The sequence below is a fragment of the Acinetobacter sp. YH12252 genome (assembly GCF_013417365.1).
GTDB classification, from domain to species: Bacteria; Pseudomonadota; Gammaproteobacteria; order Pseudomonadales; family Moraxellaceae; genus Acinetobacter; species Acinetobacter towneri.
Map to the genome: position 1 here is coordinate 17,710 of NZ_VPEA01000013.1, position 15,648 is coordinate 33,357.

Genomic DNA, 15,648 nt, shown 5'->3' on the forward strand with positions numbered 1-15,648 from the left:
AATGAGAATAACTCAATCGGCTTTGATAACTTTCTTGGCAATTACAGTGCTACCATCGCTGAGCTATGCATCTCCCAAAGCCACATCTCGCGAATACAAAGTACTATTAGATCCCATAAATTTTAATTATGGAAATGAAGCAAGCAGCATAAATAGCTATTTTTCAGCGGTGAAAAATGCGATTGAAAATAAAATCAGTCGTGACGTAACTGGTGCTATGATCTTTGATACACAAAGAGAAATCCGCTTTTACGATACTCAAGGAAGCTGTACTTTAAAAAATATGGGATACAGCTTCAGAGAGCGTAATGAAAATGGTACAAAAGAAGTAACTTTAAAGTATCGTGGATATGACCATTATATTGCTGACTTCAAAGATTTGACTAGCAATGTATCAGGCGCAAAAACTAAGCTAGAAGATGACATTACTCGTAAAGATAACTTGAGTTTCCTTGTAGTTGCAAGCAAGTCAACAACCGTACCAACCTCGCGAACCATTAACGATTTTGAGGATATCAATATTCTATTTACTGGCTTCAAAAATGACTATAATTTTAATAATAGTCTAGCCCTGAATCAAGTTGGTGGTCTAACTATCTATGAACGAAAATATAGTGGTGCAACGATTGATTTAGGTGAATTCGATGCAGATTTAGAGTTAAGTTTATGGTATACCCTATTGCCTTACGGTAGTCTAAAACCTGTTTTAGCAGAAATTTCGTTTAAATATTCAGATCCCAATGCGAATTTCACAAGAAAAGTAGTTGATCGTGCTGCTTTAAGCTTCAGTGCTTTAAAAGGTTTAACCCAATATAATGCACCAACTTCGACAGCAACAAAGACTCAGTTTGTGTACCAATATCAATCAAATTTCTGCAATTAGCCTTCATACACATCTAGAAAATTTAACCTGATAGAAACAATAAAAAATGGGTAACTGTCAGATCAGGTTTGAGATACAAGTTATCCTTCTCTGCCCCAATTTCAAGCCCAATATTTAAAGCTTGGGCTGTTCTAAACACATTAATCACACAGCCTAAACCGAGTGAATAAATCGGCTGTCTTAATAGAACAACAACAGCACCTAGAATATGCTCAACTTCAGCCACAGTTTCAGGCTCGTATAGGTATTTTCCGTTCGCTTCTACGTGATTGTCAGTTTAGGACGCAAACTGGGGCTCATCCCGCCTGCACGTCCAACGCACAGCTTGGGGTATGAAGAATCACTCTATTGGTTCAGAGTATTGGCCTTCTTCGATGGCAAACGCAGCCGCATGTCGAAAAGGCCCATCAGGCGAAAATAGCAAGCCCCCCATTTGATCACTTACCGTGGCAGTTGGGACAATGGGGCAACACTTGATATGCCGAGCTTAAGAGGGTGAATAAGAGGGATGTGAACCGCCCCAAGGAATGGGGCAATTGGGGATGCGGTAACAACTCCTAACCGCATCAAGAATACCAAACTTGCAAAAGTCCCAAATTGGGACTAATATCTATTTATGAGAATTATCGCACTATCAACCTTAAAAACATTTTGGGAAGACAGCTCAGAATACATTGACGCTAAAGAGCCAACGTTAGCTTGGTATAGGCATGCATTAAACGCTGATTGGGGAGCACCGGCGGATGTGAAACAGGACTTTAGAAATGCCAGCATCCTCAAAGATGGGCGTGTCGTGTTTAACATTGCCGGTAATAAATACCGGTTAGTTGCTTGGATCAATTATGCGTACAAAGTGGTTTACATACGGTTTATCGGCAGCCATGCGCAATACGATAAAATTGATGTACAAACGATTTGAAGCCAAAAGGTAGTAACAAGAGGTAAATATAATGGACATCAGACCTATTAAAACAGATGCCGACTACCGCGCGGCATTAAACGACATCGAAAACCTAATGATGGCGGAGCCTGATACCGTCGAAGGCGAAAAGCTGGACATTTTGGTTACGTTAGTCGAGGCCTACGAAGCAAAGCATTTTCCAATGGATTTGCCAGACCCTGTTGAGGCAATAAAGTTTGAGATGGAGCGCAAAGGCTTAACCGTTAAAGATCTTGAACCCATGATAGGTAAAAGCAATCGTGTTTATGAAATCCTAAACCATAAGCGATCACTCACGCTAAAAATGATTTGGAAACTTCATGAAGGGTTAGGTATTCCAGCAGAGTCGCTGATCAAGCCACCGCAAGTTCGCGCTTTATAGTGCTGCGAATCAAAATTAGTTTGTTATGAATGACGCTCGCTACCCAAACATTTCTGCTATTGATAACAGGCTAGCTGAGCTTGAAAATGAAAAGCAGCAGCTTCTCGCATTAAGAGAGGCTTTGCGTAGCGCTCAAATCGAGCGTTCAGTACAGACATTCACGCCAGAACAAAAGGTCGCCTTATTCAGACAACGATTTCGTGGAAGAGAGGATATCTTTGCCAATCGTTGGCAAAATCAACAGGGGCGCAGTGGCTATTCCGTAGCCTGTGATAATGAGTGGGTAAGCGGGCTATGCAACAAACCCCGCATTAAATGCCAAGACTGTTCACACCGAAAGTTTAGCGAATTAAACGAGCACATTATTTACAGGCACCTTGCCGGTCATCAAGTGGTAGGTCTGTATCCACTACTTAAAGATAATTCGTGCTATTTGTTGGCAGCCGATTTTGACAAAGGCTGTTGGCAAGAAGAAGTCAAAGCAATGTCTAAAGTGTGCCAAGCGTTTGATATTCCGCACGCGATAGAAATCTCGCGTTCTGGCAACGGGGCTCACTTATGGATATTTTTTGAAACCAATATCCCAGCGAACCATGCTCGGGCACTGGGTTTCGCTTTGCTTGATAAAGCCATGGAAATATTTCCAAATCTATCGTTTGACTCCTATGACAGGCTCTTTCCTAACCAAGATGTACTTCCTGAAGGCGGGTTTGGCAATCTCATTGCGTTACCACTTCAAAAGGAGGCTCGCCTTTCAGGTCGTAGTTGCTTTGTTGACAGTGACCTGAATGCCATCGATGATCAATGGCGGTACCTTGCTGAGCTTAAAACGCTCACTCAGTCGAGTATTGACCAACTCATAACAACTATTTCACCCAACACCCTATTACTGTCCGAGCAAGGGCTAACAGACAACCGCCCTCCTTGGGAAATCACAGCCAAAGCCGCACCAATAAAATTAGAGTCTTTGCCGAAAAACGTGACCATTACCTTGGCCAACCATATCTACTTTTTGATGAGCGAGTTACCTGGGCCATTACTGGCCGGACTAAAGCGATTAGCTAGTTTTTCTAATCCTGTGTTTTTTAAAACACAAGCGTTGCGCTTTTCAACCCATGGCATTCCGAGGTTTATTTCCTGTGCTCGTATTGAAAACGGTTATCTAGCACTACCGCGAGGCTGCCTCGATGATGCGATTGCTTTGCTACAAGAGCAAAACATTTCGCCACTATTTGACGATAAGCGTGAAATTGGTAAACCATTATTAAAGCTTACCCCTGAGTTCACTTTGCGAAAGAACCAGCGTGACGCAGTGGCCGCAATATCTAAACATGACTTCGGTATTTTGCATGCGCCAACTGCATTTGGAAAAACGGTTACTGCCATTGCTATGATCGTAAAACGCAAAGTAAATACCCTCATACTGGTTCATAGCCGACAACTGCTCGACAATGGCAAGAGCGCTTACGCACGTTCCTACCCGAAGTAACCATTGGCAGTATAGGCGGAGGTAAAAGAAAGCCGAGTGGCATTATCGACATAGCCACCTACCAAAGTTTGGTTAATAAAAAAGACAATTCCATCACTCCTCTCATTCAAGACTACGGCCATATTATTGTTGACGAATGCCACCACCTATCTGCACCAAGGTTTGAAATGGTACTCAACGAGGTAAGAGCAAAATATGTATTGGGCCTTACAGCAACACCAGAGCGACAAGATGGTCATCAAAAGATCATTTTTATGGCGGCAGGGCCTATTCGCTACAAAGTGAAACAAAGCCCTGATGAGCAATTTACTCAAACCGTGATGATTCATCAGCTCTACGATGTACCAGCAGCAGAGCTTATAAAAACAGATGAGCGCCCCAAAATAAGCGATGCCTACCGCTGGCTCGTCAATAATGAGCAGCGCACTTCAAAAATCGTCTCAGACGCCTACGAGTGTGTTCAAAATGGCGGACACCCGTTAGTCCTTACAGAGCGTAGAGAGCACGCAGAATCCATACACTCACGACTTACCGAAATGGGTATAAGCACTGTCGTACTTAAAGGCGCCATGAAAGCTGCGGAACGCAAGAACGCTGACAATCATCTGCAATCGGCTCAAGTCGTCGTCGCAACAGGAAAATATGTAGGCGAAGGGTTTGACCTACCAAGACTGGATACGTTGTTTTTGGCCATGCCCATCTCATGGAAAGGAACATTGGCTCAATATGCCGGTCGTATTCATCGTGAATCGGAAGGCAAAACACAAGTCACTATTCACGACTATGTGGACTGCACTCTCCCTATGCTGCAACGCATGTTTAAAAAACGCGAGAAAAGCTACAAGGCTATGAGGTACGCCCTTGAGTACATTGATGACAACAGTAACAAGCAACCTTCATTGAAATTAGAAAACATCCCTTCACCAAATACCAAGCCAAAATAAACAGCAGCACTTCATTAAACACTTCCCCATGCCTTTACCCCCATACGCCAAAACTGAGCTAAATCAGCTGTGGTTTGTGCTCCACAATTGGAAATAAATTCAGCAATCTCTAAGTAGCTGGCACCTTGAGATTGTTCACCATCATAGTATTGAAGCTGTGTCATGGCCGACGAAAAATGCAGCCGCTTGTCACCGTCGCGGTCAAACCGTTTTGTTAAGAAGGTATGGTGCTGTGACGAAAATTGCCTCATCTCACTTGGAAACATGTCAACACCTGCCGCTAACGCCAATTCATAACAGACCATCTCCCACGCGCCCACATCATGGGTATCGTTTAAATTGGGAAACTTAGCAATCCACAAGTGGTCTTGTTCATCTGTGACACAAGCTTTGGGCCTTGCACCACCTAATGATGAGCCTGGAGAAATCAGCATTTTCAACCAGCGGTAATACTCGTCACTGTCGATGTTATCGTCTTTTTCAATCTGCATTGCTGCATGCTCTAGCTCTCGCAAAGAAGCCATTGGCGGCGCAGCAAATTCAGAATTGTCGTCCAAAAAAGCATTCGAGCCTGTTCGCTTAAATCGAATACCACCCATCCGGTAAGAGTCATTTACGCCCAGCAGGTAATCCAATTCGTTTAATCGACTTGTTGCTCGAATGCCTTTGCGCGCCTCAATCGCCGCACGCCGCTGCATTAAAATACGCCCCCATCTATCAGGCGATGAATCAAGAAATGCGCGGAAGCTTTTATCGACTTCATCGTTTTAGAGTACACCGGAGTGGAGGGTCAGGATGGGATCAATTTGCAAGCGATAGGCTGAGGTTAAAAATGCTTTATCGTAGGCAAAACTAAACACGCCACCTCGGCTTGAATCGCTGTAAGAAAGCAGCCCTATTAGCAAAGGTGCTTCAATTGGCTGCCAGTCGGCATAGACTTCAACGATTTCACGGCTCATCTTGAACCTTCCAGCAATTTTATGTTTTGCAGCTTGATACCCACTTCATCATGGGCGGCCATTTCTGCAAAGTTGCTTTCCATGCCAAGAACGGCCATCACCTTTAAGTAAGTGCCTATGGCAACGCCCGGATCACCGGCTAAGACTTAATTCACGGTTTTATGATCAAAACCAGTACGTTCACACAGTAGCTTTTTGGTAAAACCACGTCTTTTCATCGCCAACAGCAAGTCTTCACCAAACTGCGTCAGGATTTTACGCTGCTTTGGAAACAATATATTGTGTAAGTCACGCTTAGCCATATCACCAACCAAAGGGACTATATTCCCACTTTACTCAATATAATTGGATTTATATCCTACTTTTAGGTTTAGCTTGCGCGTTGGCCAAGGCGATGATGTGAATCCCTGAATGCCAAAGGTCATCAAATTACACTTTTATGCGCATAAAAATGTAAAATTCCGCACTTTTCTGCGCGTAAAAGTGTAGGCTGAGTTATACTACAGGCAGTTAACAGTCTTAATTGGCGGGAAATGACAATGCAGCGCAACTTACTAAACGCCCTAATAACATGGAAAAATCAACCGGTGCGCAAGCCATTATTGATCGATGGTGCAAGACAAACAGGTAAAACCTATCTGCTACAAGAGTTATTTGGGAATACCTTTGCCAACATCCTTCGTATCGACTTCCTTGAAAACCCTGCCTACAAAGAAGCGTTCGATGGCTCTCTGTCACCTGACGAGCTAGTAATGAATATTGAGTTGTTAACCAACCAAGCGTTCAACCCAGAAACCGATCTGCTGATATTAGATGAAATTGGCGAATGTGAACGTGCCGTTACCTCACTAAAGTACTTTGCTGAAAAAGCACCGTCCTATTTTGTCGCTGCCAGCGGCTCGAATATTGGTTTGCTCAACACCTTCCCTGTGGGCAAGGTAGAACAATACAATTTACGACCACTGACCTTCCAAGAATTTATTTACGCATCCAACGAGCAAGCGCTGATCAAAGCGTTTGATAGTCAAGCAAGCACACCGGCAGTACACACCAAATTGATGGACAAACTCACTGACTACTTTTTTACTGGTGGTATGCCGGAAGCCGTTTCTGCTTGGTATCAGTATAAGGATTCAAGCATTCTAGAGCGTGTTGAAAAAGTCACAAAAATTCATGCCGATTTAGTGGAAGGTTATCGCCGCGATTTTGGTAAGTACGCGGGCAAGGTCGACACCACACTGATTGAATCGGTATTTAATAGCATTCCAGCCCAGCTATCACTTGTCAGCGATGAGTCGGTTAAACGCTTTAAATTTAAGCATGTGCATGAGCGTAAATCTCGTTATAGCGATTTTGAAACCGCGATCCATTGGCTTAACTGCTGCCGCCTAGCTTTGCCAAACTACCCTATTGAAGGATTGCCGAAATCTCCGTTAGCGGCCTATAAAAAAGAAAATATGGTGAAACTGTTTTTGTTTGATGTGGGTCTGCTTAATCATATGCTCGGCAGCAGTTATAAAGAAATTAAGCAACAAAACTATGAATACAAAGGTTATGTGGCTGAAAACTTTGTGCAACAAGAGCTCACTGCCATTGGCGTTGACCCAAGCTATTCATGGAATGACGCCCGTGCCGAAATCGAATTTATTTTGGCGACCGATGAAGGCGATATCGTCCCTGTGGAGGTCAAAAGTGGTAAACGTACAAGAGCAAAATCGTTGGCATCCTACGTTGAAAAATGTACTCCAAGTAAAACCTTTAAGTTAACGGGTACACAAGGCTCATCCGCATTAGAGCAAACCAATATCGTGATGCCTTTGTATTTCACGCAGTATTTACCACAGAGATGGTAAAAGCGCGTTACTTAGACCCCGAGGTCTACACAAAGTGACTTCATAGGTAACAATTTGTAGACCTTTGGTGGGCTTACAACCTTTCAACCAACCCTCAATCGGTTTTTTGCTAACGTCATTTGGCCAGCCTATCGCCTCATCGTTTAAAGCAAATCACTCAAGCGATTTAACAGTGCTTTACGGCTATTATTCGCCACAACAAAGCGCTTAAAACGTTGTTCAAACGCCGCTTCATCAGCTTTGAACTGATAGGCCTCAAACAGCTGATGCAGATAGCGTGATGCCGCATCGTAACCACTGGCGCAAGTTCGATCCGCTTGCTCTTGTGATTGCTGCCAGTAGTGCTCACGTTGATTGTAGATATACGTCAACGCTTTTTCTTTTTCCGCTTTTTCGATAGCTAATTTTTTTGCGAGTGCTGCGGCTTGCTCTTGCTGTAATTGACTTTGCGCTTGCTCAATGAAAGGAGAAATGACGGCGGAAGTTAACCAGTATTGATAGATCTCGTCTGTGTTGACAGGTTCTTTTCGCGTCAGCGCTAAGGCTTGGTGACGGGTTAGCTGGCCTTGCTCAAACAACGTGCGTAATAGCGTGTCTTTCTCTGCTTGCGAGAGATTATGGATCCACGCATCAAGCGTAAGCTGAGTTTGTTTGGCTTGGTGACTGGGTTGTTCGCTCAGCACCATGGCGAGCGCCTTAACCAATGCTAAGGGAATATCATACAGCGCAGCAAACGACTGCTCCTCTTCCCTGAGGTGCTCAAAATCGAATTGAATTAACGGCACTCGCTCAACGCCATCATTAAAATCAAACGCTTTGAGCCACATTAAGTACACAAGGCGCCAATCCCCTTGCATTAACCCGCCGCGTAAAGCGGCTAAATGCTGGAAAAAGTCGTCAGCATGCTCATCGTCAAAATACTCATCACACTCCTCAAGGGAAAAAATCAGCAACTGCCACTCATCGTTTTCGTGAACATGAAGTCCATCACTTGAAAAGCCAAGTAACGCATCTGGAAGCGTTCCTGCTGGTAGCTTGATGTATACATCGATTGAGCCCCAATCGGCATAGTAAAAACCGATATCAAAGTATTTTAACATCAGCTCAAAAGGCTCGGCCTTTAGATCACTGTAGGTGTAATACACCTGAAAGGCCGTAGCGCTGATCTCGGCACGGCTTGAAATGGCTCTGAGTGCTTGACGTGCTTTAGCATCTAAATACCCATCCAGACGCTCAAATTTATAGTATTGAAATTCGCTCACGGTGACCTTGCTATTTATTTATTGTGAATTGAAAAGTTTGTTTTAACAAAGGCTGTACCTGAATCACTCTGGCGACTTGTTCAGCGTTTATATAACGTCTTGGGTCAATCGTTACAAATCCCCAAAACTGCAAAAATCGCTCAATAAATCGTGATTCGATGAGCATACTTAAGTTTCTTTCTGGCGAGAAGTAATCATCCGTAGGGAATACCAGCAATAGATTAGGGAAAGCTGTCATCACCTCTTTCACAAGCTGCTCCACACTGTTGTGGCTTTGAATACGCCACAGCATAAACAACCAAAAAGTGCGCAAGTCGACATCGTATTCGAAACTGTCCAAATAACCCCAGTTATATTTGCTGATAGCGGCCTCTAACATAGGTTTGAAAAAGGCCTGTATGCCTAGCGCTTGATACTGCTTTTGCGCTGATTTTTTTACATGGTAGCGGCCACTGCGCCGATAAATAATACCGCTAATTTCGGCAAGCACTCGGGTGTAGTGCAAGGCATTAAATTTGTCTTCATTGCTGCCCGAAAACTCGCTGATGCTTATACTACGTTCTAATTGAGCAACGGCAAACTCAGGCAATAACTCACTGGCCTGTTTAACCAACTTAGCCGGTAAGTTGCCTTTACTCGTGGCTTTGAAGGAGCCTTCTTGCGCCATGGCCTCATCAAGAATGAGGGCTAGATAACGCATTATTGGGCTGGCAGAAAGAGAGTCGGGAGTGCAAATTGTCACCCACTTTAATTCATCAAAAGGCGCATAAAGCCAATTGGCCATTTGCGTTGGCGTTACGCCACAAAAATCGGGATGAGGTTGATGATTGCGTTCTTGCACTTTGTGCTGCAAAGCGGCATTGAGTTCATCAAGACTCAAATTTGGGTTCATTGCCAGCATGGTTTCAACATCATCGAAGACTTGGGCATGTTGCTTGGAAACGCTGCTCATACAACAACGTTTAAATTTTTTACCACTGCCACAATGGCAAGGATCGTTTCGGCCGAGCTTCATTACTGTCCCTTCTTATTGTTATAGAAAAAGCGCTGCATTTTCTTGTTTACGCTGCTCCAATGTCTTAGCAATCACGGACATTGTTGTTTTACTGATCCCTTGTTGCTTGGCAAGATACGTAAATTGGCTGATGGCTTCTGCGACTTCTTCAATAACTTGCTTTGCATCATTCCAATTCGCAAAGCCAGCACTAGTAGCAAGTTTTTGCATCACCTTAAGCGATGGCGCTTTGCCATAACCGCCGAAAGCAGTGGCGTGTTCGTTGAATGGATGTGGGCTGTAGGTAACATCGTAAAAAGGTGCAGGGTTCCATTGACCGTCATCCGCTTGCAAAAACGCCCAGTTTTTACTGTGGTCGTCTTGGTTAGACGACAGCAGGTTAAAAACGGCACGGCGAAATTGCAGCTGCCCAGCAGCAGGAGATTTACACAACTGACGGCTGGCTTTGATCAAGTCAATATAATCTAAACTTGGCGTTCGAAAGTCTGCATCCAGCAGCCCGCAAGCGCTGTGCATATGCAAGCGACCTGAACTGCGATTACCGCTTAAACGGGCCTGCTCCGTGACATAATCAAAACGCTTAAGCGCCAACCAGGCAGACGCACCGCTTGTAGTTGGTGCTTCAATGAGTTGCCAGACTGGTGGTTGGCACTTGGCAAGCTCGGCCATTTGCAAATAAACCGCTTCACACAACCCTTCTTCATGCCCGAGCGCGAGATTTTTCGAGGTAAACTTAATCAGCCAAGCCTCATCTCCAGGCTGAGCAAAGGTTCGACAATGCTGAGTTTCCCCTGCAGGCATATAAATCTGCGCCTTAGGCCTTGCTCCACCCGAACTACCACCGGCGACTAATGCGGCCAACACCTGTTGCGTATGCCCATCTAACTCATCGTGATTATCATCCATATAATCTGACATTGAAGCATCGAACAGCGTTTGTGCTTCTAAGCCCAAGGTTGCTAAATCAATGTCCGCGTATGTCGTGGCTGAAAACTCAGACACCGGAGCAAAAGACAGCGCTCCCATGCCTTTATCACCGACAAAGGCCAGTCTATCCATCGCCGTTAATTGATTAGGTAGGATGCCCTTTTGCCGGAAAATACGATCTTGTAACAACATGCCCCAGCCATCGGGCAAACAATCCCCAAATACGCCATGTACACCTTGGTGCGGCGCTTTAGGTGCGGCTTGAACTAGCGTATTCGCTTGCAAGGTAAACGGTGATAAATTGCCAAACTGCTGCAAATAGTCGTCAGTATACTGAAAAAAAACGCCTTGCCGATTCTGCGCCAAGACTCCAACAGATATCTGCTCACCTGAGCTTAGCGTACGAGTAACATTAAGCTTCTGAATCGGTTTAAAACTCATCTTTTAGCACCTCATCAATACTCATGGGTATAGCAGCGCGTTCTTTGCTAAGTTGCGTGAGCTGATAAAGCCTATCTAGCGAATCAAGTGTCTGCCATAGCAACAGCAATTGACGAAATGAAATTTGCCCGGTCAGCTCAAATTTCTTAATGGTGGCCGCAGGTACGCAGCTTCGCTCAGCCAATGCAGCGCGCGACAGCTTTGCCTGCTTGCGTAACTCACGTAAATAAGCCGCATAAGCTTGGCTTACATCGGTATCATCAAGTAAGGTAAAATTCATCCGCAAAGACCAAATGGATACAGTTATATCCATTATAGCGAAATAAAACATAAAGTGGATACTATGATATCCATAATTGCGTAGAGTGTTGAAAAAATCACTCGATAAAGCCCTTCAAAACTGCTATTTTTAGACCCTAACAGCAGCATAAGATTAACCCGTTAGGTCAGGTGGCCTAACTTAAATAAAAAAGTCTCCGACAAACCCGGTACGGTTCAGCCATATATAACTCCATCAACCTGATTTTTTACCATTCGGTTTACCTAATTAATCATCACAAAATTATGTTGGTGATTATTTGGTAAATTTTTAAAAACTTATGTGACCAAAATTAAACGATCTTAATAAACATTAATTCCAATAAAAATATTTTAAAACGTAAGTTATTGATGTTATTGTACTTATATACACAGCAATTTATACAATTTAATGTAAATTATGTTGGTGACTATTGCCAAGGTTGGGGTTTCTGCAATACTTGAAATACGTTGTGCTAGATCTTGATCTAGCCGGTATTTATTAGGCAAACGTATTTGTTTTTCTATCCCCAAACTAGGTTCATAACTATTGGCTTGTTTTCGCTCTAGTTGTGTATCCGTCTTACGTACTTGCATACCGGCTGTAACAGTCCACGGATTTTGCCCTACTTTTAATCCTTGTCGGGCAAAGTCTGCATAATCTTGCTCTGATATTGCAGCACGCACATTCGGATGTTCTACTAGACTCTGTTGTACTGCTTCAAGTGGTGGCAAAGCAGCTTCAAGTTGAGGTTTTGCAATTGCTGTCGAAGCCACTGTAAAACAATAGCCCAACCCAAACAGATACCAAATTTGGCCTAGAAGTGTTGATTTAAATTTGATATTTAATGTCATTAGTCAAGTGCTCCTTGGCTCATATAACCAGAAATTAATGTAGGTATGACCCAATAAAAACAATCACTTGATTTAAATTTTTGCTGAATATGCGCCAAAACCAATGATACAGATTCGTGTTGTACAATCAGCAATATAAGATTCCGTTCAGTTGCTCCGCGAATTTTTTCCTGAACATTACGATAATGTTGGCGATTACCAAACCCTTGTGCGTTGACACAAGTACACCCTGAAATCAACTCAGGAATTAACCACAAATGCTCCATAAGTTCTTCAGCAATATCAGAGGACACGTTAATAGAGAGTTGGCATATTTCAGACATGATGATCTCGCGCTAAACCAAATTTTTTAAACAAGTTAGGAAGTAAAATCAGAGTCAGCAAAGTACAAGAAATAAGCCCTCCAATCACAACTATCGCCAATGGACGTTGAATCTCGGCACCAGGGCCAGTAGTAAATAACAATGGGATCAAACCTAAAGCTGCAATACTCGCGGTCATCATGACTGGACGTAAACGGCGCATAGCACCTTCACGAACAACTTCCTCAATTGCAACACCACGAGAAATCAGTTGATTAAAATAACTAATCATCACTAAACCATTCAGTACAGCAATCCCCATCAAGGCAATAAAACCAACTGATGCAGGAACAGATAAATACTCACCTGTTAATGCTAATGCAAATACTCCACCGACTAACGCAAAGGGAATATTGACGAAAACCAATACGGCTTGACGCACCGAACCCAAAGTCGTAAATAGTAAAAAGAAGATCATTGTTAATGCAGCAGGTACAACAAGCATTAAGCGAGCAGCCGCACGTTGTTGGTTTTCAAATTGCCCCCCCCATTTGAGTGAGTAGCCGGTTGGTAACTTGACTTTCTCTGCAACCAATTGTTTTGCTTCATCTACAAAACTAACTAAATCACGATCACGTACGTTGGCACGTACCACTGACATTCGTGATGCATTTTCACGATCAATTTTTACGACACCCTCAGTCTTAACCACTTCTGCTAAAGATAACAATGGCACTGCAGCTGCATTCTCAATTGGCAAGGCAATATTGGAAAATTCAAAACTCGACTCTCCCAAACGTGGATCCCCTTTCATCATTAATGGAACAGGGCGCCCCTGTTCAATAATGGAACCTATTTCTTTGCCTTCCACGAGCATCTTGAGTTGGGCTTGAACATTTTGACTGTCCAATTGATTTCGTATAGCCATATCACGATGGATTCGCAGCTCTTGATACTGTACTCCCGAATTTTCGAGTGTCATGACATCTTCATTGCCTTCAATGCCTTGTAGAACTATTGCAATTTGCTTTGATAAATCATTAAGCTGGTCTAAATCACTTCCAAAAATTTTGACAGCCAAATCTCCTCGTACTCCAGACAACATTTCTGAAGTGCGCATCTCTATGGGTTGACTAAATGTTAAGTTCACGCCAGGAACATCTTGAAGTACAAGACGAATTTTTTCTAAAATTTGCTCTTTATTTTTGACTTGCCATTGCGTTTGTGGTTTTAGCACAATGAAACTATCTGTTTCATTTAACCCCATAGGGTCTAATCCCAATTCATCAGAACCTGTACGTGCCACAATTCTTTCAACTTCAGGCACTTGTTCCAAAATACGTTTTTGAATATCCAGATCTAATGCAATTGAGTTTTGTAAGCTAATCGAAGGGATTTTTTCTAACTGTAAAATAGTATCTCCCTCATCCATGGTTGGCATAAATGACTTTCCAATGAATGGGAAAATCAATGCAGCCAGAAGTAAGGTACCACCTGCTAAGACATAAATCTGTTTAGGATGGGCTAAACTCAGATTCAAAAGTTTTCGGTAACCAGTTTCTAATTTAGCTACTAAAAAGGGTGTGTGATGTGCTTTCGGTTTTAGAAAGAATGAACACAGTACAGGAATCACTGTCAAAGAAAAAATTAGTGAACTTGATAAAGCAAATACAATTGTTAAAGCCACAGGTGAAAAGAGCTTCCCTTCCAATCCTTCAAGCGTGACCAATGGAATAAACACTAACATAATAATGATCATGCCTGCTGTGACTGGTACTGCAACCTCAGACACTGCGCGGTAAATCATATTTAATGGCGGTAAAAAAGAACGTTGCGGTGACTCTTTTGCTTCAGCAAGTTGCATTTCAATATTTTCAACCACTACAACTGCAGCATCCACTAATAAACCAATCGCAATCGTCAAACCACCTAAAGACATTAAATTGGCACTTAAACCAAAATGGTGCATCATCAAAAAAGTACTTAGTGCAGATAATGGTAAAACTGCCGCAACCACTAAAGCAGACCTTAGGTTTCCTAAGAACAATAAAAGTAAAATCAAGACTAAGACAATAGCTTCTAATAACGTTTTACTTACGGTATGAATGGCTCGGTTTACCAACTCACCACGATCATAAAATGGTTCAATCGTTGTACCCTGTGGCAGAGTTTTTTCAATGTCGGACAAATGCTCACGAACATGTTGAACGACTTGACGTGCATTCGCACCTTTTAAAGTTAATACAATACCTTGGACAGCCTCACCTTGGCCATTTTCAGTCACTGCACCATAGCGTGTGAGTGCTCCAGTATGTACCTGTGCAACATCTTTAACCCGCACCAATGTTCCTTGATGGCTAGAAACAATAATATCGCCTAACTCTTCAAGGTTTCTGACGCGGCTATCGCTTCGGATCAGTAATGACTCTCCATTTTCATTAAGCCGCCCAGCACCATCACTGGCATTATTTAGCTCGATTGCCTGTTGTAGCTGTGTTAAAGATAAGCCTCGTGCCGCCAGGGCCTCTAAATTAGGGGTCACTTCAAATGTACGAACAAGTCCCCCCAAAGCGTTAACATCGGCGACCCCTTCAATTTTACGAAGTTGTGGACGAACCACCCGATCAAGTAGAGTTCGTTTTTCCATATCACTGAGTGGCCCATGTAAGGTAAACATAAAAGATTCACCTAATGGGGTCGTCATGGGTGCAATTCCACCTGACGTACTACTTGGTAATGCAGACATCACATTACTTAAACGTTCATTCACCTGTTGTCTAGCCCAATAAGGGTCAGTGCCTTCAGCAAAGTCTAATGTGATAATCGCAATCGCGTATTTAGATTGCGAACGCATTACTGTCTGATGAGATATTCCCAACATTTCTTGTTCAATGGGTACAACAATACGGCTTTCCACCTCTTCGGGCGTCATGCCGGGCGATTTCATCACAATTTGTACTTGCGTACTTGACACATCAGGAAAAGCATCAATTGGTAGTTTCGTAAAAGCAATGTAGCCTGCCACACTGATCGCCAATGTGAGCAATAATATTAAAATGCGCTGACTAAGTGAAAAGGCGATAAGACGTTTTAACATAT

At 43.1% G+C, this 15,648-nt stretch carries 13 protein-coding genes and 3 pseudogenes; 6 read left to right on the forward strand and 10 right to left on the reverse strand.

Annotation, left to right across the window (positions count from 1 at the left end):
• Position 1: 1 nt before the first annotated feature.
• Entirely contained in the window at positions 2 to 883 is an 882-nt protein-coding gene (locus FTV28_RS11310) for a hypothetical protein (RefSeq protein ID WP_179989051.1), read from the forward strand.
• A 22-nt stretch (positions 884 to 905) separates the two neighbouring features.
• Here the strand turns inward: FTV28_RS11310 and FTV28_RS11315 are convergent, their stop codons facing one another.
• Positions 906 to 1,109, reverse strand: a complete 204-nt coding sequence (locus FTV28_RS11315) for a hypothetical protein (protein WP_094069354.1) — start codon at positions 1,107 to 1,109, stop codon at positions 906 to 908.
• Between the two features lie 390 nt (positions 1,110 to 1,499).
• Between FTV28_RS11315 and FTV28_RS11320 the strand changes: the two genes are divergently transcribed.
• The 4 genes and pseudogenes from FTV28_RS11320 to FTV28_RS13620 all read left to right on the forward strand — a co-directional run bounded on the left by FTV28_RS11320 (position 1,500) and on the right by FTV28_RS13620 (position 4,638).
• The gene (locus FTV28_RS11320) at positions 1,500 to 1,802 is read left to right on the forward strand and encodes a type II toxin-antitoxin system HigB family toxin (protein WP_154320130.1); all 303 of its coding nucleotides are present in this window, start codon (positions 1,500 to 1,502) and stop codon (positions 1,800 to 1,802) included.
• Positions 1,803 to 1,833: 31 nt separating this feature from the next.
• Positions 1,834 to 2,205: a type II toxin-antitoxin system HigA family antitoxin gene (locus tag FTV28_RS11325; RefSeq protein WP_000354814.1), complete on the forward strand. Its 372-nt coding sequence runs from the start codon at positions 1,834 to 1,836 to the stop codon at positions 2,203 to 2,205.
• Between the two features lie 1,015 nt (positions 2,206 to 3,220).
• Positions 3,221 to 3,861: pseudogene (locus FTV28_RS13690) on the forward strand (DEAD/DEAH box helicase family protein); the annotation flags it as partial.
• A gap of 153 nt (positions 3,862 to 4,014) precedes the next feature.
• On the forward strand, positions 4,015 to 4,638 hold the full coding sequence (locus FTV28_RS13620; RefSeq protein ID WP_368856243.1) for a DEAD/DEAH box helicase: 624 nt from the start codon (positions 4,015 to 4,017) through the stop codon (positions 4,636 to 4,638).
• 44 nt (positions 4,639 to 4,682) lie between these two features.
• On the opposite strand, the pseudogene FTV28_RS11335 reads toward FTV28_RS13620, so the two are convergent.
• Positions 4,683 to 5,597 (reverse strand): annotated as a pseudogene (locus tag FTV28_RS11335) (type II toxin-antitoxin system HipA family toxin); the annotation flags it as partial.
• A pseudogene (locus FTV28_RS13665) lies at positions 5,594 to 5,899 on the reverse strand (transcriptional regulator). The pseudogenes FTV28_RS11335 and FTV28_RS13665, both read right to left, overlap by 4 nt.
• A gap of 237 nt (positions 5,900 to 6,136) precedes the next feature.
• Here FTV28_RS13665 and FTV28_RS11345 point away from each other — a divergent pair.
• Entirely contained in the window at positions 6,137 to 7,450 is a 1,314-nt protein-coding gene (locus FTV28_RS11345) for an ATP-binding protein (RefSeq protein WP_070153175.1), read from the forward strand.
• A 143-nt stretch (positions 7,451 to 7,593) separates the two neighbouring features.
• Here FTV28_RS11345 and FTV28_RS11350 read toward each other — a convergent pair whose 3' ends face one another.
• The 7 genes from FTV28_RS11350 to FTV28_RS11380 all read right to left on the reverse strand — a co-directional run bounded on the left by FTV28_RS11350 (position 7,594) and on the right by FTV28_RS11380 (position 15,646).
• Positions 7,594 to 8,712 carry a hypothetical protein gene (locus tag FTV28_RS11350; protein WP_179989052.1) on the reverse strand — a complete coding sequence of 373 codons (1,119 nt, stop codon included), beginning with the start codon at positions 8,710 to 8,712 and terminating at the stop codon, positions 7,594 to 7,596.
• A gap of 10 nt (positions 8,713 to 8,722) precedes the next feature.
• Positions 8,723 to 9,727: a YecA family protein gene (locus FTV28_RS11355; protein WP_070153169.1), complete on the reverse strand. Its 1,005-nt coding sequence runs from the start codon at positions 9,725 to 9,727 to the stop codon at positions 8,723 to 8,725.
• Positions 9,728 to 9,745: 18 nt separating this feature from the next.
• Complete coding sequence (locus FTV28_RS11360; RefSeq protein WP_154320132.1) at positions 9,746 to 11,095, reverse strand: type II toxin-antitoxin system HipA family toxin; 1,350 nt, start codon at positions 11,093 to 11,095, stop codon at positions 9,746 to 9,748.
• Positions 11,085 to 11,375 (reverse strand): helix-turn-helix transcriptional regulator, encoded by a 291-nt coding sequence (locus tag FTV28_RS11365; protein ID WP_070153163.1) that lies wholly within the window; start codon positions 11,373 to 11,375, stop codon positions 11,085 to 11,087. The genes FTV28_RS11360 and FTV28_RS11365 overlap by 11 nt, the downstream gene beginning before the upstream one ends.
• Positions 11,376 to 11,776: 401 nt before the next feature.
• Positions 11,777 to 12,247 carry a hypothetical protein gene (locus FTV28_RS11370; RefSeq protein WP_228291711.1) on the reverse strand — a complete coding sequence of 157 codons (471 nt, stop codon included), beginning with the start codon at positions 12,245 to 12,247 and terminating at the stop codon, positions 11,777 to 11,779.
• Positions 12,247 to 12,570, reverse strand: a complete 324-nt coding sequence (locus tag FTV28_RS11375; RefSeq protein ID WP_004974301.1) for a DUF3240 family protein — start codon at positions 12,568 to 12,570, stop codon at positions 12,247 to 12,249. Before FTV28_RS11375 ends, FTV28_RS11370 begins: the two co-directional genes overlap by 1 nt.
• Entirely contained in the window at positions 12,563 to 15,646 is a 3,084-nt protein-coding gene (locus FTV28_RS11380; RefSeq protein ID WP_004974298.1) for an efflux RND transporter permease subunit, read from the reverse strand. The genes FTV28_RS11375 and FTV28_RS11380 overlap by 8 nt, the downstream gene beginning before the upstream one ends.
• Between the last annotated feature and the right edge of the window lie 2 nt (positions 15,647 to 15,648).

Excerpts from the sequence above, each read along its gene's own strand:
- FTV28_RS11310 (WP_179989051.1), top strand. The coding sequence starts at position 2 with ATGAGAATAACTCAATCGGCTTTGATAACTTTCTTGGCAATTACAGTG.
- FTV28_RS11320 (WP_154320130.1), top strand. The coding sequence starts at position 1,500 with ATGAGAATTATCGCACTATCAACCTTAAAAACATTTTGGGAAGACAGC.
- FTV28_RS11325 (WP_000354814.1), top strand. The coding sequence starts at position 1,834 with ATGGACATCAGACCTATTAAAACAGATGCCGACTACCGCGCGGCATTA.
- FTV28_RS13620 (WP_368856243.1), top strand. The coding sequence starts at position 4,015 with ATGATTCATCAGCTCTACGATGTACCAGCAGCAGAGCTTATAAAAACA.
- FTV28_RS11345 (WP_070153175.1), top strand. The coding sequence starts at position 6,137 with ATGCAGCGCAACTTACTAAACGCCCTAATAACATGGAAAAATCAACCG.
- FTV28_RS11355 (WP_070153169.1), bottom strand. The coding sequence starts at position 9,727 with ATGAAGCTCGGCCGAAACGATCCTTGCCATTGTGGCAGTGGTAAAAAA.
- FTV28_RS11360 (WP_154320132.1), bottom strand. The coding sequence starts at position 11,095 with ATGAGTTTTAAACCGATTCAGAAGCTTAATGTTACTCGTACGCTAAGC.
- FTV28_RS11365 (WP_070153163.1), bottom strand. The coding sequence starts at position 11,375 with ATGAATTTTACCTTACTTGATGATACCGATGTAAGCCAAGCTTATGCG.
- FTV28_RS11370 (WP_228291711.1), bottom strand. The coding sequence starts at position 12,247 with ATGACATTAAATATCAAATTTAAATCAACACTTCTAGGCCAAATTTGG.
- FTV28_RS11375 (WP_004974301.1), bottom strand. The coding sequence starts at position 12,570 with ATGTCTGAAATATGCCAACTCTCTATTAACGTGTCCTCTGATATTGCT.
- FTV28_RS11380 (WP_004974298.1), bottom strand. The coding sequence starts at position 15,646 with ATGTTAAAACGTCTTATCGCCTTTTCACTTAGTCAGCGCATTTTAATA.